Source organism: Fontibacillus phaseoli (assembly GCF_003337355.1).
Lineage (GTDB): Bacteria > Bacillota > Bacilli > Paenibacillales > Paenibacillaceae > Fontibacillus > Fontibacillus phaseoli.
Map to the genome: position 1 here is coordinate 759,626 of NZ_QPJW01000001.1, position 22,268 is coordinate 781,893.

A 22,268-nucleotide genomic window follows, 5' to 3' on the forward strand; every position below is an offset into this window, starting at 1 on the left:
TCGTCGAATATGTCTTTTGAGGTGATTTTCGTATGGGGGAATATTCCGACAGTCTGCTGATGGCGGTTATTGCCGGAGTGGCGCTTTATCTCGGATACCGAGGTTTTCGTTCCTGGGTACGTAAGCCGTTTACGTTGAGATCCGGCATCGGATTCGAGATGAACGAGGAAATATTGGAGCATCCCGCCGTAGATTTGCTGGAAGCGGCCGGCTATGAAGTGGTTAGCGACAAGCTGAAGGTACCGCTTGCTTTTAAAGTGGATCACCAGATTTTGCACAGCCGGTTGTTTATCGACTACATCGCGGTCAAGGCTGGGGAATTCTATCTGGTAAGAACGGCGCGTGAACGGTTGCCCATCGAGTGGACAGGCAGCGGTCTGAGGAAAGATCTTTTGCCTTATTTGCTTCTGTATCCTGAGTGTGCAGGATTACTGTATTTGGACATAGAGCAGGGTACCCTCAAAGAAATTGCCTTAACGACGGATGAAGATGAAGACGAATCAGCCCGTGAGGGGACATGGAGGACGTTATGAAGGGTCAAAGACATATTAAAATACGCGAGATTATTACAAATCAGGAAATCGAAACGCAGGACGATCTGGTCGAAGCTCTGAGAAGGGCTGGTTTTCAAGTAACGCAGGCCACGGTATCGCGGGATATCAAGGAGCTCATGCTGATCAAGGTGCCGATGGACGACGGCAGATACAAATATTCCATGCCGACCGCTCAGCGCTATAATCCTGTTCAGAAGCTTCAGCGGGCGTTGGTGGACAGCTTTGTCCATATCGATCACACCGGCAACTTGGTCGTTGTGAAATGTCTGCCGGGCACAGCCAATTCGGTAGCCGTATTGATTGACAATATGGAGTGGCCCGACTTGCTTGGAACGATCTGCGGCGATGATACGATTCTGATGATTTGCCGGAACGAAGAATACAGCCGGTTTATAATTGATCAAATTATGGGTTTCATCTCTTAAAATGAGGTTGATTTTTTCTGTAAAGCAATAATATTGATTCCTTATTTTTGCTCTCGAAGGGAGTGCAGAACGTTGCTTGTCCATTTATCGATTCGTAATTTGGCTGTGGTTGAAGCGGTGGACCTTACTTTCCATCAAGGGTTTCACGTACTGACCGGGGAGACGGGGGCCGGTAAATCCATCATCATCGATGCGCTGGGTCTGATTGCTGGGGGGCGCGGCTCTGCTGATTTAATCCGTTATGGCTGCGACAGGGCGGAAATGGAAGCCTCCTTTGATCTGCCGGAGGCACATTCGGTATGGGCCGTGCTGGCAGGATTCGGCATCGGCGGCGATCCTTCCGAGGCACTGATCATTCGGCGCGAAATCAGCGTGCAGGGTAAAAGCACGGCCAGAATCAATGGACAGCTTGTGAATTTGACGATGCTGCGTGAGATCGGGGAAAGTCTGATTAATTTGCACGGACAACATGAGCACCAGACGCTGCTTCGTCCCGAACGCCATCTGGAATTACTTGACGCTTACGGCGGTCATGAAATCGCAACCGTTAAAGGAGATTATCAAGAGACGTATGCGAGTTTTATTAAAGTGAACAAAGAATGGAACGACCTGCGCAGTACAAATCAGCAAGCATTGCAAATGCTGGATTTGTACCGGTTTCAACTGGAGGAGATTTCTGCTGCAAGTTTAATACCGGGAGAAGATGAATTGCTTGGCGAAGAAAAGGTCAGACTATCCCATAGCGAGAAAATGATGGATTCCATTTCGAAGGCTTATGAGCTGCTTTACGGATCCCAAGGTCTTGAGGCGGTGGCCAAGGCCATATCCCGCTTGAACGAGGTGGCTGCTTTTGACAGCAAGCATGTTAATCCATTGCTTGAACAGTTACAGTCGGCTTATTACCAATTGGAGGATGCTTCTTTCGGTTTAAGATCGTACCGCGAGAACATTGAATTCAACCCGGAACGGCTCGATGAAGTGGAGGACCGCTTGGATCTGATTGCCACTTTACGGCGGAAATACGGGGATAGTGTTGAAGGTATTTTGGAATACTACGATAAAATCTCCAAAGAAACGGATACACTTGAAAATAAAGACGAGCTTTTGGAGCAGTTGCATGCCCGCCGGGAACAATTGCTGTCAGTTCTGATGGACAAGGCCGTCAATCTAAGTCAGGTTCGCCGCAGAAAAGCCGAAGAATTGGCCGGACAAATCGAAAATGAGCTTAAGGATTTGCAAATGGGCAGGACTTCGCTTCAGGTAAAGCTTTCTTGGAATGAAGATCCTCACGGCCTGGATTGGGAAGGGACTAAAATTCGGCCGGGCAAACAAGGCATCGATAATGCCGAGTTTCTGATTTCACCAAATCCTGGTGAACCGCTCCGCCCGCTCAGCAAAATTGCATCAGGCGGCGAGCTGTCGCGGATCATGCTTGCCCTCAAGAGTATTTTTGCAAGGCATGACGAGGTAGCGGTGCTTATTTTTGACGAAGTGGATACCGGCGTCAGTGGACGCGCTGCCCAGTCGATCGCCGAAAAGTTGTACCGATTGTCGCAGACCTGTCAGGTCTTTTCCATAACACATCTGCCTCAAGTGGCTTGCATGGCGGACCAGCAGTATCTGATCGAAAAGGTGGTCGCAGACGGCCGGACGATGACCCGAGTGGAAGAACTTAGCGAAGGTGAACGTGTAACGGAGCTTGCCCGAATGTTGGGCGGTGTGGAAATTACAGAAAAGACGAAACACCATGCCCAGGAAATGCTTAATCTGGCCAAAGCTCAGAAGGATTCGTTTTAATTGTGGACTTTAGTTGAAATGTCTCGCTGCAAGAGCTCCCATGGAAATCAAAAAATGTTTTTTTAACAATCACTTTGTTGGCCGGGACAATGATTGACAGTAATAAAAGGCCTGACCCGGGGTATCTTATAGGTACGCAATTGGCGACCACCTTTTCGTCAAGCGAAAGAAGCTAAGGGAGCGTGACAGCCATTGAACCCTAACCTCAGGAAAAGACTGCTCGGCCTTTTTTTTGCCTTCTTCTTTTGTTTCCTGTGTACCTCCGCTGCTGAAGACCGCCTGCCGCAACTGCCGGACGAGCTTCGTTTGTTTCAGGGCCAAGGCAGGCAAATTCATCTTGCTCTGCCTGTGCAGGCAAGCATCAGTGTAGATCGGCCCGACGTCGTTATGTTAAACGGACAGGCGGTTCCATCGATGACCGTATCCCTAGAAAATCCGGTTAACTTGTCCCCGGTGCACAGTGGAGAAGCCAAGCTTCGCATGAAATTATTCGGTCAAATCCCTCTAAAAACGGTAAAGTTGAATGTCATCCCCGATTTGAAGGTGATTCCCGGTGGCCAGACCATCGGTGTCAAGGTGAAGTCAGCCGGCATCCTGGTTGTCGGGCATCATCAGGTTAGCGACAACAACAGGAAGCTTTCGCCCGGAGAAGCCGCCGGTCTTAAGGTCGGCGATTTAATTACGCACATTGACGGCGTTCGTCTCAAGGACGTCAAAGATGTCGCCGAGATGGCCGGGAAGGCGGGAAAAACCAATAAGCCGCTGCAGTTAACCTATACCCGGGGCGGAAAATCTTTTAACACTTCGTTATCCCCTGCATTTGACGATCAGGATCGCGCCTGGAGACTCGGTTTATACATCCGCGATTCCGCAGCGGGTGTCGGAACGCTGACTTTTTATGCACCGGACCAGGGAGTCTATGGCGCGCTGGGACACGTTATTACCGATATGAATACCCAGACTCCGATCGTTGTGGGAAGCGGAGAAATTCTTCAATCGAGCGTAACTTCAATTTCCAAGAGCGAGAGCGGCGAACCGGGGGAAAAAAGGGCTCATTTCATCAAAGAAGGAAAAACTCTGGGGAATATTGAACGCAATACGCACTTTGGGATATTCGGAAAAATGAAACAAAATCCCGATCACAGTGTGTATCAAACTTCGATTCCCGTAGCATTTTCCGAAGAGGTCAAGGAGGGGCAGGCGGAAATACTGACGGTCGTTGAGGGGCAGAAGGTGGAAAGATATAGAATCGAAATCGTTCATGTATCCAAGCAGAGCGCTCCCGAAACGAAAGGCATCGTACTCAGGATTACCGATCCCAGACTCATCGAGAAGACCGGAGGCATCGTCCAAGGGATGAGCGGCAGTCCGATTATTCAAAACGGCAAGCTGATCGGCGCGGTAACTCATGTTTTTGTGAATGATCCGCGTTCGGGGTATGGTTGTTTCATCGAATGGATGCTTCAGGATGCAGGCATACTGCAAGGCAATAGTTCTTCCCAAAATCTTAAGGCGGGTTAATCGCCTTAAGATTTTTTATGTAATGATGAAAAAAACAATGATTTTGTCGAACGAAGTTGAATAAAACAAAAATTTGTAAATAAATAAATTATTATATATCAACAAAATAAAAAAATAAAGAAAAATAATTTTCGACAGAAGGAATTTACTTTTGCATGTCGAATCCTTATTCTGGAAGAAGAGAAAAGAAAGAATACTTAAACATTACCTAAGGAGGACAAAAGTCAGTGCAGAAAATTGAAGTTTTGTTGGCGGATGATAACCGGGAATTTACAAATTTGCTCGCGGAATATATTTCGGGGCAGGACGATATGGTCGTCTCAGGGATTGCTTATAACGGGGAAGAAGTGCTGGAGATGATCGACAATGCTTCCAAGGTGCCGGATGTGTTGATTCTGGACATTATTATGCCGCATCTGGATGGACTCGGCGTATTGGAGCGTCTGCGGGAAATCAATCTCAATCCGCAACCCAAAATCATCATGCTGACTGCTTTCGGTCAGGAGAACATCACACAGCGGGCCGTTCAATTGGGGGCATCTTACTATATCCTCAAACCGTTTGACATGGAGGTGCTTGCAAATCGGATTCGCCAGCTAGTCGGCGTAACGACCACCAGTGGCACAACCTCCGTTACTTTCGCAAAATCTAACGTGGTCCCTTTGGGAAAAGGAAAAAATTTAGACGCAAACATTACGTCAATCATACATGAAATCGGTGTTCCGGCTCATATTAAAGGGTATCAATACTTACGCGAAGCCATTACTATGGTGTACAATAACATCGAAATTTTGGGCGCTATCACCAAAACGTTATATCCGGCTATCGCCGAAAAATTCAAAACCACGCCGTCCCGCGTAGAGAGTGCTATCCGTCATGCGATCGAGGTAGCATGGACACGGGGCAACATCGACTCCATCAGCCATCTGTTCGGATACACGATCAATATCAGCAAATCCAAACCGACGAATAGCGAATTTATTGCCATGGTGGCCGATAAGCTGCGGATTGAGCACAAGGTGTCGTGAAAGGATCCGAAAGATAAATGACGGCTTGAAGGATGACAACATGGGAAAATCCAGATCTAAAAACATAAACCTAAACGCAAACAGCGCAAACATAATTTTTGCCAACCTAAAAGGCGGTTTCTTTCCGGGATTGTTCCGGATGAGAAACCGTTTTTTGCTTTTATGGGATTGACATAAAAATCCTCCAGTGCTAATCTATATATGAGCATATGCTCATATACCGTTATAGGAGTGGTACGACATGGAAAAGGACACACATTCATTTTTAACCGAAACGACCATTGACCAGGTGTCGACGATTTTTAAAGCATTGGCGGATCCTACACGCATCCGGATATTATATCTGCTCGCGGAAGAGGAATGTTCCGTGACGCATATGTCTGAGGTGCTGGGTTTGTCGCAATCCGCGGTTTCCCACCAACTGAGTTTTTTGCGTAATTTGCGGCTTGTGAAGTTCAGAAGGTCTGCCAATACCATGTACTATAGCTGTGATGACGACCACGTCATTTCGCTGTTGAGACAAGCCATTGAGCATGCGAGTTGCGAAGGAGGGACAGATCATGCGTAAACACGAACATAAAGAAGACCAACATGATCATCAACATGATCACGAACACGGCCACGGAAAAGACCACCCTTCCCATGACCATAATCATCGGTCCAGAAGAAGTCATTCACATGCTCACGCACACGCACATGGACATGGACATGGACATGTTCACGATCATCACGGCGCCAGATCGGGAAATAAGAAAGGCCTGTTGATCGCGTTGCTGATAACGGCTTCGATAGCGGTTCTGGAATTTTTCGGCGGCCTATTTACAAACAGTTTGGCTTTATTGTCTGATTCAGGCCATATGCTTAGCGATGCCAGTTCACTGGTGCTTAGTCTTCTTGCGATCTGGTTTGCCGCCCGTCCGGCATCTCCAAGTAAAAGCTACGGTTTCTACCGTACCGAAATTCTGGCCGCCCTGTTGAACGGGATTACCCTGTTTGTCATTGCCGGATTTATCATTTGGGAGGCGTACGGACGGTTTTTCGATCCGCCAACGGTATCAAGCGGACCTATGATGCTTATTGCCATTATCGGTTTGCTGGCCAACTTGGCCAGTGCTTGGGCTCTACTCAAAAAAGGGGACGTCAAAGGTAACATTAATTTCCGCAGTGCTTACCTGCACGTATTGGGCGATGCGCTCGGTTCGGTAGGCGCCATTATAGGCGGGGTTGTGATGTGGGCGTTCGGCTGGTATATTTTTGACCCTATCGTAAGCGTGCTGGTCGCTTTGCTGATTCTGAAAGGTGCCTGGGGAGTCATCGCTCAATCCATTCATGTCTTGATGGAGGGCGTGCCTGGCAGTATCGATCAGGATGAGGTCAAGCGGAATTTGGAACATATTCAAGGCGTACGAGAAGTGCATGATTTGCACATTTGGTCGATTACCTCGGGTATGGATTCGCTCAGCTGTCACTTGCTGATTGGGGAGCAGGAGGATCAACAGAGAGTATTGCAAGAGGCGATTTTGCTGCTGGAACAACAATTTTCTATCACGCACGTCACGATCCAGATCGAAACCCCGCTCATCCGGCATTCCGCTCTGTTGGTCTAGGAAGGTGAAGTATGGACATCAGAGATGTGGTAAGTCTGTCGCTGTTCATTATTTTTTTGGTCAGTTATAGTCTCAAGTTGTGGCTCTTGTCAAAAAAGCAAGGCATTCAAGCCCATGTTCTAGGCAAGAAAGGTAAGCCAGACGCCACAAGGATTGTGGAGACCGGAGTGAAGTTTTTTTCAGCGATATGGGGGATTCTCTGGTTTGCATACAGTTCGGGGAGCTTGGGCGGGTGGTTAAAGACCTTTTCGGCAGCTGGATGGGTTAGTTGGACAGGGAGTGCGATTACGGCCTTTGGAGTATTGATCTTTATTATAGCGATGCTTTACATGAAGTCCTCCTGGAGAGTGGGGATCGACAAAACGACCCAAACGGCTCTTGTAAGAGATGGTTTATACCGTTTCAGCAGGAATCCCGCTTTCGTTGGCTTCGATCTGATGTTCATCGGCTTCATGCTGATGTATCCAAACACGTTAAATATAGGCGTAGGCGTTTGTAACCTGATTCTATTCCATCTGCTGATCCGTCAGGAAGAAAAGCACTTGAATCAAACTTTCGGGGAAGTCTACCAAAAGTACGCGGTCGATACCCCCAGGTATCTCTGGTTCATATAATGGTCATGCCATGTTACAATTGTGATGTTGTGTAAACATGCCATTGGAGGGGATAAGATGCCGGATCACAATGAATTGAACTTGGATCCCCAGCGGAAGTTGCTGCAGCATCCCGCACTAAGCAAGGAAGACCAGGAAATGGTTCGCGAATTGATAGAGAAAGTGGAGAATTTAAGCGCGGAAAACGTCAGGCTCCGTAAAACGATTCTTCGGCAAACTTCCGGAAATAGCCCGCGAATGTCCAGTAAATTGAGAGATGCATTATATGAGTGAAAAAAATCTTTCCCGCGGAATTAGTGGGAAAGATTTTTTTGAATTTTTTACATAGAATATCGTTCCGGATAACAAGGTGGCTGCAATCAAAAATAAAAGCACCTGAAAAATGGTATTTTCTAAACTAATGACGCCGGCCGCTAAGCAAGCGTTTTAATGTCAGAACAAAAGGTAATACGCTGCACTCCTTATGAAGGGCTCGATGAACTTTTTAACTTTGGGATAAGGTTTAGGGCTGGGTATTGGATGCCGCTTTTCGGGCCTTTTTTCTCGGTCCGGCGTAATTCCGCTTGCGGTCCCGGAAGAAAATCCAGCCGCCCAGAAATCCGATTCCGACAGCAAAAAGCAGCAGGCCAACCAGAAAGTTCAGCCAGTCAAACGATACGGCAGTCAGCGTCTCGTCTCCGTGCTGCGACAGATATAGGAACAGGGCATCCTTCATTTTAAGGAAGCCAGTCATGGCAGCGATTCCGGGGATGACCAAAATGATGACGGCAATAAACCTGGATATCATCAGTTTCATCGGTACAAGCGTCTTCCTTTCATCTGCAGTTATTTTAATTATCATACCGTTTTCTTTAAATTCTGTCTATTTCAGAGCCGATTTGTATTAGTCCGAAAACAAGGTACAATGATAAAAGGTTAATTTAAAAGGAATGGTGGAGAGTAGAAGATGGCTATTTCATGCGATGTTGCAGTACTTGGCGGCGGCACCGGAGGATATATCGCCGCAATCCGCGCGGCCCAGCTCGGTAAAGAGGTCGTAATCATCGAGCAGGACAAAATCGGCGGCACATGTTTGCACCGAGGTTGCATTCCAAGCAAAGCCTTATTGCGGAGTGCGGAGCTGTATGCCCAGATGAAAGACAGCGCGAGCTTCGGGATTGAGGCAAACGGCGTCACGCTCGTGTTTCCGAAAGTGCAGGAGAGAAAGCAAGCAATCGTCGATCAGCTTCATAAAGGCGTTCAATATTTGATGCGTAAAAATAAAATCCAAGTCATTCAGGGAAAAGGCCGGATTATCGGACCTTCCATTTTCTCGCCCAAAAGCGGCGCGGTCGCGGTGGAACTCAGCGACGGCGAAATGGAAACCGTCGTGCCTAGTAATCTGATTATTGCCACCGGGTCTCGTCCTCGTACACTTCCGGGTTTGGCACCGGACGGAACCCATGTGTTGAGCAGCGATGAGGCCATGATTATGGAGGAACTTCCTGCCTCGATGCTGATTATCGGCGGGGGAGTCATTGGCGTGGAGTGGGCCTCCCTGTTAAACGATTTCGGCGTTCAAGTTACTTTGCTCGAAGCGGCGGAACAACTGCTTCCGTCCGAAGATGAAGAAGTGGCGCGTGAACTGCAAAAACAACTGCAACGGCGGGGCATTACGGTAATGACCGGAGTCAAGGTACTTACGGAATCTTTCGAAGTGAAGGACGGCTGCGTACATATTTCCGCGCAGAGCGGGGAAGATGTGACTGTCCTGCAAGGAGACAAGCTGCTGGTATCAGTGGGACGGCAAGCCAATGTAGAAAATATCGGACTTGAAAACACCGATATCGGCCTGCATCAGGGCTTCATTCGCGTCAATGAACAGATGCAGACGACGGAGCCTCATATTTATGCCATCGGGGATTGCATCGGCGGCCTTCAGCTGGCGCATGCGGCAAGTCATGAGGGTTTGGTCGCCGTTAACCATTTGGCGGGCGAACCTGCTCACGGCTACATTACGGCACAAGTTCCTCGATGCGTATACTCGCGGCCAGAGGTAGCATCCGTCGGATGGAGCGAGAAGGAAGCGAAGCAAAAAGGACGGGATGTCAAGACGGCTAAAGTTCCTTTCTCGGCAATCGGCAAAGCGCTGGTTCAGGGCGAACGCGAAGGGTTTCTGAAAATGGTGGCCGATGCCAAGACAAACGACCTGCTGGGCGTTCAAATCATCGGAGCCCACGCTACCGAATTGATTGCCCAAGCGGCGCTGGCCCAGCTTCTGGACGCCACACCGTGGGAAATCGGACAAATGGTATTCGCGCATCCTTCCCTGTCGGAAATCATTGGGGAAGCGGCGCTTGCTATCGATGGACAAGCTCTGGCCCTCTGATCCAACTATTATTTTCTTTTTAAGTCAAAAGGGATTATAATAGGGTTATCCCAAGTCTTAGTACCAGGTTTTAAGATGAGCATAAGATTCGACTCGGGTACCAATTTAAGGAGGTAAACTCCCATGAATGCAAAAAGTTCATCAACAACAACTCAGCCAAAACATGAGCAGCTCGGAATGTCGGATGCCGAAGTCGTGGACATGTACAAATATATGCTGCTCGCGCGGAAGTTCGACGAACGGAATATGTTGCTGCAGCGGGCAGGCAAGATCAATTTTCACGTCTCCGGAATCGGACAGGAAACGGCGCAGGTTGCTGCGGCGTTTGCTCTTGACCGTGAACGGGATTACTTCTTGCCGTATTATCGCGATTACGGCTTCGTTCTGTCCGTCGGTATGAGTTTGACGGAATTGATGCTCTCGGCATTTGCCAAAGCGGATGATCCGAACAGCGGCGGCCGTCAAATGCCCGGGCATTTCGGGTCCAAACGGCTCCGCATCGTAACCGGGTCCAGCCCGGTGACTACGCAAGTTCCTCATGCAGTCGGAATTGCATTGGCGGCTAAAATGCAGAAGAAAGATATCGTTTCGTTTGTAACCTTCGGTGAGGGCTCCAGCAATCAGGGGGATTTTCACGAAGGCTTGAACTTTGCCGGGGTACAGAAACTTCCGGTGATTTTTATGTGCGAAAACAACCAATATGCGATTTCCGTTCCGACCACCAAACAGCTTGGCGGTAAAGTGGCCGATCGGGCCCAAGGTTACGGGTTCCCGGGCATCCGCGTGGACGGCAACGACGCGCTCGAGGTTTACCGGGTAGTTAAAGAGGCGCGCGAACGCGCCGTTCGCGGTGAAGGACCGACACTGATCGAAGCGATGATGTACCGGTTGTCCCCGCATTCCACTTCCGATAATGATCTGGCTTACCGGACCAAGGAAGAAGTCGATGAGAATTGGAAAAAAGACGGCATTCCGAAAATGAAGGCGTATCTGATCGACTACGGCTTATGGAGCGAGGAACAGGAAGAAGCGCTGCTGCGGGAAATCTCGCAGCAGTTGAAGAATGCGATCGAAAAGGGCGAACAAGCTCCGTTTCCGAAGCCGGAAGATACGCTCCTGCACGTTTACGCAGGCGAAGGGGAGGTTTAATCATGCCGGTGATGGAATATATCGATGCGATCCGTCTTGCGATGAAAGAAGAGATGGAGCGGGACGAGAACGTGTTTGTGCTTGGGGAAGACGTGGGCGTGAAGGGCGGCGTATTTACGACCACCAAAGGTTTGCAGGAACAATTTGGCGAACTGCGGGTCATGGATACTCCGCTCGCCGAGTCCGCGATAGCAGGCGTGGCTATCGGAGCCGCGATGTACGGCATGAAGCCGATCGCGGAAATGCAGTACTCCGATTTCATGCTTCCGGCTACGAACCAGATTATCAGCGAAGCGGCAAAGATCCGTTACCGTTCCAACAATGACTGGAGCTGTCCGGTAGTCGTTCGCGCTCCTATCGGCGGAGGAATCTTTGGTGGATTGTATCATTCCCAGTGCCCGGAATCGATCTTTTTCGGAACACCAGGATTGAAGATCGTTGCTCCATATTCCGCGTATGACGCAAAGGGTTTGTTAAAGGCTGCAGTCAGAGATCCCGATCCGGTCTTGTTCTTCGAGAACAAGAAATGCTACAAGCTGATCAAGGAAGACGTGCCGGAGGACGATTACATCGTACCGATCGGCAAGGCGAACGTGCTTCGTGAAGGAACCGATATTACGGTCATCGGCTACAGCTTGCCGTTGCACTTTGCGATGCAGGCCGCGGCTGAACTGGAAGCCGAGCAAGGTATCAGCGCTCATATTTTGGATCTCCGCACGATCCAGCCGCTTGACCGCGAAGCGATTATAGAATCCGCTCGCAAAACAGGCAAGGTGCTGATTGTTCATGAAGACAATAAAACGGGCGGCGTCGGCGCCGAAGTGGCGGCGATCATCTCCGAAGAGTGTCTGTTCGAGCTGGATGCGCCGATCCAAAGACTTTGCGGGCCGGACGTGCCGGCTATGCCAATCAGCCCGCCGATGGAAAAGTTCTTTATGCTCAGCAAGGACAAAGTTAAAGAAGCGATGACGCAATTAGCGCTTTTTTAATAGCCTGTAAATGGGAGTGAGTGAGATATGCCATCCAATAAACAATTAACCGATGTCGTTATGCCTCAGCTTGCGGAATCGTTGGTATCGGCCACGATCGGAAAGTGGCTGAAGAAGCCTGGCGACAAGGTAGAACAATATGAACCGATCTGTGAAGTCATCACCGATAAAGTCAACGCCGAGATTCCTTCCACGCTGGACGGAATCATGGGCGAACTGTTGGCCGAGGAAGGCCAGGAGATTTCGGTCGGTACGGTGATTTGCCGGATCGAGACGGAACCGACTCCTTCCGCAGCGACTGCTTCCGGTGAACAGCCGAAGGCAGAGGCAGGTCAATCCGCAGGCGTCACGACTGCCGAAACGACAGACTCTTCGCAGCGCCACCGGTACTCTCCGGCCGTCCAGACGCTGGCCGCCGAGCACGGAATCGATCTCCGCTCCGTACCCGGCACGGGACTTGGCGGACGTATCACGCGTAAAGATGTGCTAGCCTTTATCGAAAATGGTGGCGCAGGGGCACTTGCATTAGCGCCGTCTACGACGACAGCAGCAGTACCTCAATCTGTACCGGTACAACAGCCTCAAGTGCAGGTAGCGCCAGGCGGCATTTCGGCGGATCTGAGCCGGGCTGCGTTCGAGCCGGTGCGCCATTCCGGTTTGCATTTGACGGAAACACCACGGATTCCTACCATTGAAGTGGAAGGCGGCGACCGTTCGGAGTACTTCATCGATGTAACCCCGATTCGAAATACGATCGCTACCCGGATGCGCCAAAGCGTCTCGGAAATTCCGCATGGCTGGATGATGATCGAAGTCGACGTCACCAACCTTGTGCAGTTGCGGAACAAGATCAAGGACGAGTTCAAGAAAAAAGAAGGAGTCAATCTGACTTATCTTGCGTTTCTGCTTAAAGCGGTAGTCAGCGCGATTAAAGATTATCCGATTATGAACTCGGTTTGGGCCGTGGACAAAATTATCGTAAAACGGGATATCAACATTTCGCTGGCCGTCGGTACGGAAGATTCCGTGTTGACACCGGTCATCAAAAAGGCCGATCAGAAAAATATCGCCGGTCTGGCCCGCGAAATCGAAGACTTGGCTTCCAAGGTAAGAGCCGGGAAACTCAAGCTGGACGACATGCAGGGCGGAACTTTCACCGTGAACAATACCGGTTCATTCGGATCGATTTTGACCCAGCCGATCATTAATTACCCGCAGGCCGCTATTCTCACATTCGAGTCGATCGTGAAGAAGCCGGTCGTGATCAATGATATGATTGCGGTCCGGTCGATGGCGAATCTTTGCTTGTCCCTTGATCACCGGATTTTGGACGGGGTCATTTGCGGACGATTCATGCAGCGCGTTAAAGATAATATGGAAAGCTATTCCCTGGATACTCAAGTCTATTGATCGTAAAGATTTGGAGGTAAATCAGCATGGCGAAATCCATTAATATCTCATACATCCCTGAGATCGAATACGGTGAAGCCTGGGAAAAACAGAAGCAAATCGTCAAAGCGATTGATGAGCAGCAGCAGAAGGAACATCTGCTGCTGCTTCAGCATCCGCCGACTTTTACGATCGGTTCGCAGCGGCATCCCGAGCATTTGCTGCTTGGGCCGGAACAGCTCCGCCAGCAAGGGATCGCCTTGTTTGAAATCGACCGCGGCGGGGATATTACATATCACGGTCCCGGCCAACTCGTCGGATATCCGCTATTGTGGCTCGACGGCGGAAAAGGCCTTAATTTGCACGGCTATTTACGGAACCTGGAGCAGGTCATCATGAATTATTTGGCGCAGTTTGGAATCGAAGGGTCAAGAAAGCCGGAATATACCGGCGTTTGGGTCGGGGACGAAAAAATTTGTGCCATCGGCGTGAAATTCAACAAGTGCCGACATCGCAAAGGATTTATCACAAGTCACGGCTTTGCTTTTAACGTCAAGTCAGGTATTCAGGAGGAAGGGTTCCGCGGGATCGTTCCTTGCGGCATTCAGGAGTACGGAGTTACTTCGCTGGAGGACGTGACCGGCCGTTCCTTCACGGTAGAGGAAGCAGCGCAAGGCATCATCCCGCATTTCAACGAATTGTTTGGTTATACGGGGGCTATATCGGCGGATAACTCTTTTATTAACGAATGAAAAATGGTTCAAGCAAAGCGATTAGCGTAGAAGCGACCATAGCGAACAGCATCAAAAAAACGACGATTTTAAACCCTTTTTTTTGCATAATTCATAATTTCCCTTCTTGGACAATAATTTTGAACAGTTACTCTTTATAATATCGTAAAAATGAAAGTGAGGAAAGTCCAGTGATCAACAAGGATAGAGTAATTGACCAGTTTCTGGAACTGGTGCAGATCGATAGCGAAACAAAACATGAACGCCGGATAGCCGATACTTTAATTGCCAAGTTTAGTGAGCTGGGACTTGATGTTGTCGAGGATGATTCCGCCTTGAGAAATGGCCATGGCGCGGGGAATCTGGTTGCAACGTTGAAGGCAAGCGGAGAGGATATGGCGGACGTTGCTCCATTCTTGTTCACCTGCCATATGGATACGGTTGCGCCAGGCAACGGGATCAAACCGGTCATCGGCGAGGATGGATGGATTCGCAGTGACGGCACCACGATTCTCGGCTCTGACGATAAAGCGGGGGTTGCCGCGTTGTTTGAAGTCATCAAAGTGCTGCGGGAGAAGAACCTGCCGCATGGACAGATCCAATTCGTCATCACCGCCGGCGAAGAGTTGGCCCTTGCCGGTTCTCGGGCGATGGATGCCAGCCTGCTGAAAGCCAAATACGGATTCGCCATAGATTCGAACGGCGAGGTGGGCTCGATCTGTGTCGGCGCTCCAACCCGGGCTCAGATCGATATCGAAATTTACGGGAAATCGGCTCATGCCGGAGTCAATCCCGAGGATGGCATCAGTGCCATTCAAGTAGCCGGCAAAGCGATTGCCCGGATGAACCTCGGACGGATTGATGAGACTACAACCGCCAACATCGGCAAGTTTGAAGGCGGCGGCGAAACGAATGTCGTGCCGGATTACGTGAAACTGTACGCGGAAGCGCGAAGCACGTCGCTCGACAAGATCAACAAACAGATCGAGGGTATGAAGGAAGCGGTGGAATCCGTATGCCGGGATTACGGAACCCGGTTTAACTTCAACAGTGATCTTGCCTATCCGGCGTTTCATTTTTCCGATGAAGACGAGGTAGTTGTGCTTGCCAAAAAAGCGGCGGTTCAATTGGGCTTGTCAGGCAGCACCTTTATTTCCGGCGGAGGCAGCGATGCCAATGTGTTTAACGGCTTCGGGATTCCAACCGTAAATCTGGCGGTCGGGTACGAGAATATTCACACTACCGAGGAACGGATCAAAGCGGACGATATCGTCAAAGTTGCGGAATTCGCGCTTGAAATCGTGTCCCAGTCCATAAAATAGTCCAAGTTTCAGAATAAACGGCAATAGCCGTCTAGGTAGCAGTGGGCTGCCCGGGCGGCTTTTTTTTGCATGATTCAATTTTATTGAAGCACTTGAGAATACGGGATGGGGAAATTTCTGCTCTGCGCCGGGGACCAGATCGTATGCCAGTTGGTGGAATGGATCACTTGCAATGCTTCCGAGATATCGTCCATATATTTTTCAATCTTGGTCTGCTCTACTTCGCCTGGGTGATACAATTCAATCCGCCCCACCAAATTGTTCATGGTGTTATGTAAGTAACAGGAACTGGCGGCAAAGCGAGCTCTAGCCATGTCGGGAAATTGGTCCGCAAGCCGTTCAAAAATGGCTGCCGCTTCGGAGAATTGACCCTTGTCATGTAAAATCTCAGCATAGATATAAAGTGATTCTTTGTATGGAGGCAAGGTTTGCATTAAGAATGAGGGATCTATTTCCGCGAGCTTGGCTTTAGCCTTATTCACATATCCTTCAGCATACAATGACTGAATGTAATAACAAAGATAATAGAAATCGCCGTCCCCGGTCAATTTCTCGGCAACGTCCAAAAGGCCCAGTCTTACGGCATGCCGGATCAGATCAGGGAGCTCGCTGCGGGAGCCCATTTGCAACTGAGAATAAGCGGCATTACTATCTATACCCAGATAGGCAATCGTCGAAAGCTGTTCTAAGTATTCCGCATTGTCCTCCCATAATTGCGATTGCCCTGTTTTCCAGTCCAATAATATGTCCTGAGCTTTTTTAAAATCTCCGCAACGGATTAAACACTCCACATAGATACTTTGGATTTCCTCATCAACCGTCGGAGAAGCGGAGATGAGAGACAATGCGAACGGGTAAGCACCCAGCCGGTTTATTGACCGGATCAGCAATACCTTGGCATCTTGATCGGAAACATGATATTCGGTCAAAACCTGCCTTAATGCAGTGCCAAGGGCTTCATCGGAAGCTCCGCTACGAAGCAGCTTCGCTCCCTGCTTCATTAATGCTTCTTCGAGCACAGCCGGGTACCTTGGTTTGGTGCTTTGCTGCTGGACTCGCGGGTTATCTGTATCTGATTCCTTATGTATTTTTAACGGATTGGTTGATCCGGATTCCGAACTATGGGCTCTTTCGCAATGAAACATCATTCTCCCACGCCCCCCCCTTACTCATTAACCATAATTTTGCTAACTGAATAACTATCGGTGCCGAATTTGTACATATTATTTGGTGATGTTCAATTCGATGAAATCTTTGACCTTTGTGTCGCACCCGGCTTTTTTCTTCCATTGGGACAAGAGAATGCGAACCTGCCAGCCCTTGCCCTGGGCCGTTACCCGGTTGCTTGAAAAATAGCTTTTCATGGCGCTGCTCCTTTTTTGCGGGGTTTGGTATAATAACAACGTATGTTTTAAACGGACAAGTTATGACAGGAGGATTTACGAATGACAAAGTATCAGTTGAGCGAAAAGACCATTTCCACCAAGCCGGTGTTTACCGGAAAAGTGATATCCTTGCAAATCGATACCGTTGAGCTTCCAGACGGATCGCGGGCTACACGGGAAATTATCCGTCACCCGGGAGCGGTGGCTGTTTTGGCCGTAAAGGAAGGGCGCCTGTTGCTGGTGGATCAGTTTCGTCAGGCGATGGGACGCTGTGAATTGGAAATTCCGGCTGGCAAGCTGGAGAAAGGTGAAGATCCGCTCGAAGCTGCCCGAAGGGAATTGCAGGAAGAGACGGGATACAGCTGCGGAAAAATCATGCTGCTGCACTCCTTCTATACATCCCCAGGCTTTGCGGACGAGATCATTCATTTGTATTTGGCCGAAGAATTAACCGCCGGAGAAATGGCATTGGATGAGGACGAATTTCTTGAAGTCATCGAGGCTTCATTCGAAGAGGTTCAGCAATTTATTGCCGAAGGCCGGATTGCCGATGCGAAAACAATTCTGGCGGCATATATTTGGCAGCTTCAACTTAGCCAACAACCGGAGCATGGACAGAAATGACTGCCGCCTACACCGAGTTGTCATCTTTTTTTGCCGACCTGCACATTCATATCGGAAGAACCGGAAAGGGAGAGCCGGTGAAAATCAGCGGAAGCCGGGATCTGACTTTTGCCAACATCGCTAAGGAAGCAACGGAGCGCAAGGGGATTCACCTGGTAGGAATAATCGATTGCCATTCGCCGGGAGTCCAGGACGACATCAGGGCCAGTCTGGAATGCGGCGAGATGAAGGAACTGAAGGATGGCGGAATTGCCTATAAGAATACAACCGTCCTGCTCGGAAGCGAGCTGGAAATCCGCGAGCCCGGCATGGGTCCGGCTCATTTGCTTGCGTTCTTTCCGGATCTTGAAACGATCACTTCTTTTACCGGATGGCTGGAAAAAAGAATGAAAAATGTAACCCTGAGTTCCCAGCGGGTGTACGCTCCCGCCAAGGTCTTGCAGGAGGAGGTTTATGCCCGCGGCGGCATAGTAATTCCGGCGCATATTTTCACACCGCATCGGAGCGTCTATGGCAGTTGCGCCCCACGTCTGGCGGACGTGCTCGATCCCGAACTGATCAGTGCGGTGGAACTGGGCTTAAGCGCGGACAGCGAAATGGCGGGGTGGATCAGCGAGTTGGACAAGTATACCATCTTGACGAATTCGGACGCCCACTCGCTGGGTAAGATCGGCAGGGAGTACAATCAGCTGATCCTTCGGGAACCGAGCTATCGCGAGTTTGAGAAGGCTCTTCAAGGAGCCGAGGGCAGAATGGTAGGGGCTAATTACGGGCTCAACCCCCGACTTGGCAAATATCACAGAACCTATTGTGGCGGTTGCAGTTACATTATCGACGAGTCAGATACGGCCGTTGACCGCTGTCCTTATTGCGGCAGTCCGAAATTGGTCCGCGGCGTGCTCGACCGGATTATTTCGATCGCCGACAGGCCGGTACCCATTGTGCCGGAGCATCGGCCGCCGTATCATTACCAGGTGCCGCTGGAGTTTATTCCCGGACTTGGCAAGGCCAAGCTGGAGCTATTGCTGCGGACCTTCGGCACGGAAATGAACATCTTGCACCGGGTGCCGGAAGGTGAACTTGCCGTTGTCGTCGGTGACGAACTGGCAGGTAAAATAGCTGCTGCCCGTAGCGGAACGTTGTTGCTCGAATCGGGCGGCGGCGGAATTTACGGAAAAGTCGCAAAATCGCAAACGTAAAAGTTCCACCTAGCATATGGGAAACAGCTTGTTCATAAATTACTATAAGCGGATCATCAAGCACTGGATCTCATTCTGCAGCCAACAACCCGCTCGTATGAAATCGGAGAACAAGATAGGGGGCCCACTATGCTTCAACCTTTTCGCCATACCCTTAAGGATCAGACGCCGCTCTATGTATTCGTCGCCGCCTTGTTTTTGATGGGCGTCGTATTTGGAGCGTTGATGGTAAATGCGCTGTCGTTAGAACAACAGCAGGATTTGTCGCGGTATTTGGGTAATTTTTTCGTCTCGGTAAACGAAGGCGGAGAGAGCTTTCAGCCTATGGCCTATTGGGAAGTTGCCGGCGTGCATTTGAAATGGCTGGGCTTGATCTGGCTGCTTGGACTTTCCGTGATCGGACTTCCCGGGATTCTTGTCCTGGATTTTCTTAAAGGTGTGCTGATCGGTTTTACCGTAGGTTGTCTGGTGGGGCAATATACTTGGAAAGGGTTGCTGTTTGCGCTCGTCTCCGTCGCTCCCCACAACCTGATCGTGATTCCGGCGCTGGTCATCAGCAGCGTTGCCGCCATTGGCTTCTCACTCGGGATTATTCGCAGCCGGGTCCTTCTCCATCGTACCGGAAACGCGGCCAAGCCCTTCTTGTCCTATACGGGCCTCACGATTGCAATGGCGGCGGTGCTGCTCGCGGTTTCCTCGTTCGAAACCTGGATCACGCCTACGATGATGAGCTGGGTTACACCGATGATTGGGCAAAGCGGCTTGTAGGTGCCGGTATTATTGAACTTCAATGCTTCCTCAAAATAAGAAAAGTCTGAGAAGGCTTCTGAAGTGAATCCTTACTTTCCAGTAAGAGATGTGTAAATGTGGGAGAACAAATGATAAAAGCGGCAAACTAAGAAGTTGTTTCCATCTTAGTTTGCTGCTTTTTATTATCGAAAAAATTCGTGTCCAGTGGAATCTTCAGATTTTCTTTAGATATAACCTCATAAAATCCTAAGACTTTTTCGTTACAATTTTCATGTCGTTAATATTTTTAATTATGCCTGTAATTAATAGGGGAAAAATAATGGGGGAAAAGCAGTTGAAAATCAATGAATCTTTACTATTTTTGCAAGGATTCTTCAATAATCCACAACGAGTGGGAAGTGTCATACCCAGTTCCCGATTTTTGGCCGATCAAATGATTCAGCCTGTATCTTGGAATGAGGTAAAGGCAGTCGCGGAGCTTGGGTCCGGCACAGGTGCCATCACGCGTTTTATGAAGAAACAGCTAAATGAATCAACAAAAGTATTATTGTTTGAAAGAGATAAGAAAATGAGAAATAATTTAAAGATAGAATACCCCGATTTCTTTTGCCATTCCGATGCATGCCAATTAGTTAAAAAAATGACCCAAGCTGGAATAGGTCAGCTTGACTGTATTATAAGCGGACTGCCATTTTTTAATTTCACGAAGGAAATGCGAGAAAATTTATTGAATCAGATTATTGAGGCACTTAAACCAGGAGGTGTTTTTGTCGCTTTTCAGTACTCTCTTCAGATGAAGAAAAAATTTGCTGAAGAATTAATTATCGAAAAAATTGAGTTTGTGCCATTCAATTTTCCTCCAGCTTTCGTATATGTCTGTCGCAAAAGGGAGACGCTTTAATGGAATATAATTCACCCGATCTATTTCCTGGTTAACATTTAATAGCTATATAGTAGCTTTTATTTCCTATAAAAAGGAGCACCAAGCAATGAATACAGTCCTTGTCGTAGATGACGATTCAGAGATTCGGGATGTCATTAACGTATATTTGCGAAATGAAGGATACCGCGTAATTGAAGCTGCTGATGGCCTTGAGGCGCTGGATGTAATAAAAACGGTCTCTATCCAGTTGATCATTCTGGATGTTATGATGCCTCGAATGGATGGTATTAGTGCCTGCATTAAAATTAGGGAAATATCGAACACTCCGATTATCATGTTATCGGCTAAAGAAGAAGATATTGATAAAATTACGGGTCTTACTACCGGAGCTGACGACTACATGATTAAACCCTTTAATCCTTTAGAATTGCTTGCTCGGGTAAAAGCTCAACTGCGGCGGCAATCCTTAATAGGAAAAGAAGATTCTAGTTCACTAATCCTCATTAAAGATCTTGTCATTGATAAGGATAAACATTCGGTTACATTAAAAGGAAACAACATATCGTTGACCCCTTTGGAGTTTTCGATTCTGGAGTTGCTTGCAAGCCGCCCAGGACAAGTGTTTAGTTCTAATAGGATTTACGAAACCGTATGGAAAGAGCCGTTCGGAAATTCGGATAATACCGTAATGGTTCATATTCGTAATTTGCGAGAAAAAATAGAAGAATCACCAAGAGAACCCCATTATATTAAAACGGTTTGGGGAGTGGGTTATAAAATTGACTGAACAAGTAAAAAAGCCAAAAAGACAAAAAAGAATCCAGGTTAATATATTGTTCAGAATGGTGCTAAGTCTTATTATTGCTGTTGCTATAAATGATTTAATCATTTTACTTTTCACAAAGGTAGGTAATGAACTGAAATGGGAATGGCTACTCAATTCCTTACCTTATTTTCTTACACCTCTGTACATGGTTAACTTTATAGCTATTTTTCTGGTTTTAACGCGAAAAATCGTAAAAGACCTAATTCACCTGGAACGTGGGCTTCAAATTATTGCCGAGGGGGATTTAAACTACCGGGTATGTGTTGAACGACAAGATGAACTAGGGCGAGTGGCGGTTAACATTAATCAAATGACGGAACGTTTGCAACGGCAGATTGTGAAGGAGCGTGAAACTGAGAAGTCAAAGATGGAGATGATCGCAGGCATTTCACATGACTTACGCACGCCTCTTACAAGTATTATTGGCTATATTGAGCTTTTAAGGACAGAATCATTTCAAGATAAAGAAGAATACACGCGATTTGTTCAAAACACCTATAATAAAGCGATTCACTTAAAGCGATTGCTTGATGATTTGTTTGAATATACGAGACTAACTTCGGTGGACATTAACTTGGATATAAAGAAGATTGATTTATTTCAGTTGCTGGATCAGTTATTATTTGAATTTGAACCAATCGCCCAAGAAAAGGGTGTAATTATCGTGAAAGGGATAGGGAACTCTGCGGTAGAAACTTTCATCGACAGTGAAAAAATTGCCAGAGCCATGGACAATCTATTGATGAACGCTCTAAAGTACTCTGTAAAGCCAGGAAGCATTCGCGTTCTATTGAAAAGAGATAGTAAGGAAGTTAAGGTTGAAGTTGAAAATAATGGGAAGCCCCTTACTCAAGAACAAGAGAACAGAATCTTCGAACGATTTTATAAAGTTGATCATTCTCGAAGTAGCGAAGGCATTCAAACGGGAGCTGGCCTTGGTCTTTCTATAGCCAGAAATATTATTGAATTGCATGGGGGAACATTAACCCTCAATCATATAAACAACTTATTTAGATTCACTGTTACTTTGCCTATTGATGGAATTGTGGCTAACGGCATGGAGTGAGAGCGAACGACCATGATGAAATAAAGTAATGAATGAAATTC

Annotated in this window: 25 protein-coding genes; 21 read left to right on the forward strand and 4 right to left on the reverse strand. The window is 48.2% G+C overall.

Translation table 11 applies throughout. The annotated features are described in order from the left end of the window. The first annotated feature begins 32 nt into the window (after positions 1-32). From DFP94_RS03710 to DFP94_RS03750, 9 genes are all read left to right on the forward strand, one after another. Entirely contained in the window at positions 33-533 is a 501-nt protein-coding gene (locus DFP94_RS03710; RefSeq protein WP_114495074.1) for a hypothetical protein, read from the forward strand. Then, positions 530-979: a transcriptional regulator AhrC/ArgR gene (ahrC, locus tag DFP94_RS03715; protein ID WP_114495075.1), complete on the forward strand. Its 450-nt coding sequence runs from the start codon at positions 530-532 to the stop codon at positions 977-979. The genes DFP94_RS03710 and ahrC overlap by 4 nt, the downstream gene beginning before the upstream one ends. A 72-nt stretch (positions 980-1,051) precedes the next feature. Then, positions 1,052-2,776, forward strand: a complete 1,725-nt coding sequence (gene recN, locus DFP94_RS03720) for a DNA repair protein RecN (RefSeq protein ID WP_114495076.1) — start codon at positions 1,052-1,054, stop codon at positions 2,774-2,776. A 192-nt stretch (positions 2,777-2,968) separates the two neighbouring features. Beyond that, positions 2,969-4,297: a SpoIVB peptidase gene (spoIVB, locus tag DFP94_RS03725; RefSeq protein WP_114495077.1), complete on the forward strand. Its 1,329-nt coding sequence runs from the start codon at positions 2,969-2,971 to the stop codon at positions 4,295-4,297. A gap of 227 nt (positions 4,298-4,524) precedes the next feature. Further along, positions 4,525-5,325, forward strand: a complete 801-nt coding sequence (spo0A, locus tag DFP94_RS03730) for a sporulation transcription factor Spo0A (protein ID WP_114495078.1) — start codon at positions 4,525-4,527, stop codon at positions 5,323-5,325. A 241-nt stretch (positions 5,326-5,566) separates the two neighbouring features. Beyond that, a complete protein-coding gene (locus DFP94_RS03735) occupies positions 5,567-5,893 on the forward strand; it encodes an ArsR/SmtB family transcription factor (protein WP_114495079.1) in 327 nt (108 codons plus the stop codon). Continuing rightward, entirely contained in the window at positions 5,886-6,932 is a 1,047-nt protein-coding gene (locus tag DFP94_RS03740; protein WP_114495080.1) for a cation diffusion facilitator family transporter, read from the forward strand. Before DFP94_RS03735 ends, DFP94_RS03740 begins: the two co-directional genes overlap by 8 nt. 11 nt (positions 6,933-6,943) lie before the next feature. Beyond that, positions 6,944-7,546, forward strand: a complete 603-nt coding sequence (locus DFP94_RS03745) for a methyltransferase family protein (RefSeq protein WP_114495081.1) — start codon at positions 6,944-6,946, stop codon at positions 7,544-7,546. Positions 7,547-7,603: 57 nt separating this feature from the next. After that, on the forward strand, positions 7,604-7,819 hold the full coding sequence (locus DFP94_RS03750; protein WP_114495082.1) for a hypothetical protein: 216 nt from the start codon (positions 7,604-7,606) through the stop codon (positions 7,817-7,819). 229 nt (positions 7,820-8,048) lie between these two features. On the opposite strand, the gene DFP94_RS03755 is transcribed toward DFP94_RS03750, so the two are convergent. Then, positions 8,049-8,342: a DUF2627 domain-containing protein gene (locus DFP94_RS03755; RefSeq protein WP_114495083.1), complete on the reverse strand. Its 294-nt coding sequence runs from the start codon at positions 8,340-8,342 to the stop codon at positions 8,049-8,051. 150 nt (positions 8,343-8,492) lie between these two features. Here DFP94_RS03755 and lpdA point away from each other — a divergent pair, with 150 nt between their 5' ends. The 5 genes from lpdA (at position 8,493) to lipB (ending at position 14,193) form a co-directional block, all read left to right on the forward strand. Beyond that, complete coding sequence (gene lpdA, locus DFP94_RS03760) at positions 8,493-9,914, forward strand: dihydrolipoyl dehydrogenase (protein WP_114495084.1); 1,422 nt, start codon at positions 8,493-8,495, stop codon at positions 9,912-9,914. A gap of 123 nt (positions 9,915-10,037) precedes the next feature. After that, positions 10,038-11,063, forward strand: a complete 1,026-nt coding sequence (locus DFP94_RS03765) for a thiamine pyrophosphate-dependent dehydrogenase E1 component subunit alpha (protein ID WP_114495085.1) — start codon at positions 10,038-10,040, stop codon at positions 11,061-11,063. A 2-nt stretch (positions 11,064-11,065) separates the two neighbouring features. Next, positions 11,066-12,052 (forward strand): alpha-ketoacid dehydrogenase subunit beta, encoded by a 987-nt coding sequence (locus DFP94_RS03770; RefSeq protein WP_114495086.1) that lies wholly within the window; start codon positions 11,066-11,068, stop codon positions 12,050-12,052. A gap of 27 nt (positions 12,053-12,079) precedes the next feature. Further along, positions 12,080-13,462 (forward strand): dihydrolipoamide acetyltransferase family protein, encoded by a 1,383-nt coding sequence (locus DFP94_RS03775; RefSeq protein WP_114495087.1) that lies wholly within the window; start codon positions 12,080-12,082, stop codon positions 13,460-13,462. 26 nt (positions 13,463-13,488) lie between these two features. Further along, on the forward strand, positions 13,489-14,193 hold the full coding sequence (gene lipB, locus DFP94_RS03780; RefSeq protein WP_114495088.1) for a lipoyl(octanoyl) transferase LipB: 705 nt from the start codon (positions 13,489-13,491) through the stop codon (positions 14,191-14,193). Here lipB and prli42 read toward each other — a convergent pair. Further along, positions 14,183-14,281 carry a stressosome-associated protein Prli42 gene (gene prli42 / locus DFP94_RS26265; RefSeq protein ID WP_114495089.1) on the reverse strand — a complete coding sequence of 33 codons (99 nt, stop codon included), beginning with the start codon at positions 14,279-14,281 and terminating at the stop codon, positions 14,183-14,185. The two genes, lipB and prli42, sit on opposite strands and share 11 nt — an antisense overlap. Positions 14,282-14,363: 82 nt before the next feature. Between prli42 and DFP94_RS03790 the strand changes: the two genes are divergently transcribed. Then, positions 14,364-15,494, forward strand: a complete 1,131-nt coding sequence (locus DFP94_RS03790) for a M20/M25/M40 family metallo-hydrolase (RefSeq protein ID WP_114495090.1) — start codon at positions 14,364-14,366, stop codon at positions 15,492-15,494. Between the two features lie 80 nt (positions 15,495-15,574). On the opposite strand, the gene DFP94_RS25875 is transcribed toward DFP94_RS03790, so the two are convergent. Together DFP94_RS25875 and mciZ are read right to left on the reverse strand one after the other, a co-directional pair. After that, positions 15,575-16,642 (reverse strand): tetratricopeptide repeat protein, encoded by a 1,068-nt coding sequence (locus DFP94_RS25875; RefSeq protein ID WP_245954450.1) that lies wholly within the window; start codon positions 16,640-16,642, stop codon positions 15,575-15,577. Between the two features lie 75 nt (positions 16,643-16,717). Further along, the gene (mciZ, locus tag DFP94_RS03800) at positions 16,718-16,858 is read right to left on the reverse strand and encodes a Z-ring formation inhibitor MciZ (protein WP_114495091.1); all 141 of its coding nucleotides are present in this window, start codon (positions 16,856-16,858) and stop codon (positions 16,718-16,720) included. An 81-nt stretch (positions 16,859-16,939) separates the two neighbouring features. On the opposite strand from mciZ, the gene DFP94_RS03805 reads away from it, so the two are divergent. From DFP94_RS03805 to DFP94_RS03830, 6 genes are all read left to right on the forward strand, one after another. After that, a complete protein-coding gene (locus DFP94_RS03805; protein ID WP_114495092.1) occupies positions 16,940-17,503 on the forward strand; it encodes an NUDIX hydrolase in 564 nt (187 codons plus the stop codon). Further along, positions 17,500-18,702 carry an endonuclease Q family protein gene (locus tag DFP94_RS03810; protein ID WP_114495093.1) on the forward strand — a complete coding sequence of 401 codons (1,203 nt, stop codon included), beginning with the start codon at positions 17,500-17,502 and terminating at the stop codon, positions 18,700-18,702. The genes DFP94_RS03805 and DFP94_RS03810 overlap by 4 nt, the downstream gene beginning before the upstream one ends. Positions 18,703-18,831: 129 nt before the next feature. Beyond that, positions 18,832-19,470, forward strand: coding sequence for a stage II sporulation protein M (gene spoIIM / locus DFP94_RS03815; protein WP_114495094.1), 639 nt, complete (start codon positions 18,832-18,834; stop codon positions 19,468-19,470). Positions 19,471-19,771: 301 nt separating this feature from the next. Continuing rightward, positions 19,772-20,353: a class I SAM-dependent methyltransferase gene (locus DFP94_RS03820; RefSeq protein ID WP_114495095.1), complete on the forward strand. Its 582-nt coding sequence runs from the start codon at positions 19,772-19,774 to the stop codon at positions 20,351-20,353. A gap of 88 nt (positions 20,354-20,441) precedes the next feature. Next, positions 20,442-21,122 (forward strand): response regulator transcription factor, encoded by a 681-nt coding sequence (locus DFP94_RS03825; RefSeq protein ID WP_114495096.1) that lies wholly within the window; start codon positions 20,442-20,444, stop codon positions 21,120-21,122. Next, positions 21,115-22,227 (forward strand): sensor histidine kinase, encoded by a 1,113-nt coding sequence (locus DFP94_RS03830; RefSeq protein ID WP_114495097.1) that lies wholly within the window; start codon positions 21,115-21,117, stop codon positions 22,225-22,227. The genes DFP94_RS03825 and DFP94_RS03830 overlap by 8 nt, the downstream gene beginning before the upstream one ends. The last annotated feature ends 41 nt before the right edge of the window (positions 22,228-22,268 follow it).

Excerpts from the sequence above, each read along its gene's own strand:
- DFP94_RS03735 (WP_114495079.1), top strand. The coding sequence starts at position 5,567 with ATGGAAAAGGACACACATTCATTTTTAACCGAAACGACCATTGACCAG.
- lpdA (WP_114495084.1), top strand. The coding sequence starts at position 8,493 with ATGGCTATTTCATGCGATGTTGCAGTACTTGGCGGCGGCACCGGAGGA.
- DFP94_RS03745 (WP_114495081.1), top strand. The coding sequence starts at position 6,944 with ATGGACATCAGAGATGTGGTAAGTCTGTCGCTGTTCATTATTTTTTTG.
- DFP94_RS03770 (WP_114495086.1), top strand. The coding sequence starts at position 11,066 with ATGCCGGTGATGGAATATATCGATGCGATCCGTCTTGCGATGAAAGAA.
- spoIIM (WP_114495094.1), top strand. The coding sequence starts at position 18,832 with ATGCTTCAACCTTTTCGCCATACCCTTAAGGATCAGACGCCGCTCTAT.
- DFP94_RS03710 (WP_114495074.1), top strand. The coding sequence starts at position 33 with ATGGGGGAATATTCCGACAGTCTGCTGATGGCGGTTATTGCCGGAGTG.
- DFP94_RS25875 (WP_245954450.1), bottom strand. The coding sequence starts at position 16,642 with ATGATGTTTCATTGCGAAAGAGCCCATAGTTCGGAATCCGGATCAACC.
- DFP94_RS03775 (WP_114495087.1), top strand. The coding sequence starts at position 12,080 with ATGCCATCCAATAAACAATTAACCGATGTCGTTATGCCTCAGCTTGCG.
- mciZ (WP_114495091.1), bottom strand. The coding sequence starts at position 16,858 with ATGAAAAGCTATTTTTCAAGCAACCGGGTAACGGCCCAGGGCAAGGGC.
- DFP94_RS03740 (WP_114495080.1), top strand. The coding sequence starts at position 5,886 with ATGCGTAAACACGAACATAAAGAAGACCAACATGATCATCAACATGAT.
- ahrC (WP_114495075.1), top strand. The coding sequence starts at position 530 with ATGAAGGGTCAAAGACATATTAAAATACGCGAGATTATTACAAATCAG.
- lipB (WP_114495088.1), top strand. The coding sequence starts at position 13,489 with ATGGCGAAATCCATTAATATCTCATACATCCCTGAGATCGAATACGGT.
- DFP94_RS03755 (WP_114495083.1), bottom strand. The coding sequence starts at position 8,342 with ATGAAACTGATGATATCCAGGTTTATTGCCGTCATCATTTTGGTCATC.
- DFP94_RS03750 (WP_114495082.1), top strand. The coding sequence starts at position 7,604 with ATGCCGGATCACAATGAATTGAACTTGGATCCCCAGCGGAAGTTGCTG.
- prli42 (WP_114495089.1), bottom strand. The coding sequence starts at position 14,281 with ATGCAAAAAAAAGGGTTTAAAATCGTCGTTTTTTTGATGCTGTTCGCT.
- DFP94_RS03820 (WP_114495095.1), top strand. The coding sequence starts at position 19,772 with ATGGGGGAAAAGCAGTTGAAAATCAATGAATCTTTACTATTTTTGCAA.
- DFP94_RS03825 (WP_114495096.1), top strand. The coding sequence starts at position 20,442 with ATGAATACAGTCCTTGTCGTAGATGACGATTCAGAGATTCGGGATGTC.
- DFP94_RS03810 (WP_114495093.1), top strand. The coding sequence starts at position 17,500 with ATGACTGCCGCCTACACCGAGTTGTCATCTTTTTTTGCCGACCTGCAC.
- DFP94_RS03765 (WP_114495085.1), top strand. The coding sequence starts at position 10,038 with ATGAATGCAAAAAGTTCATCAACAACAACTCAGCCAAAACATGAGCAG.
- DFP94_RS03805 (WP_114495092.1), top strand. The coding sequence starts at position 16,940 with ATGACAAAGTATCAGTTGAGCGAAAAGACCATTTCCACCAAGCCGGTG.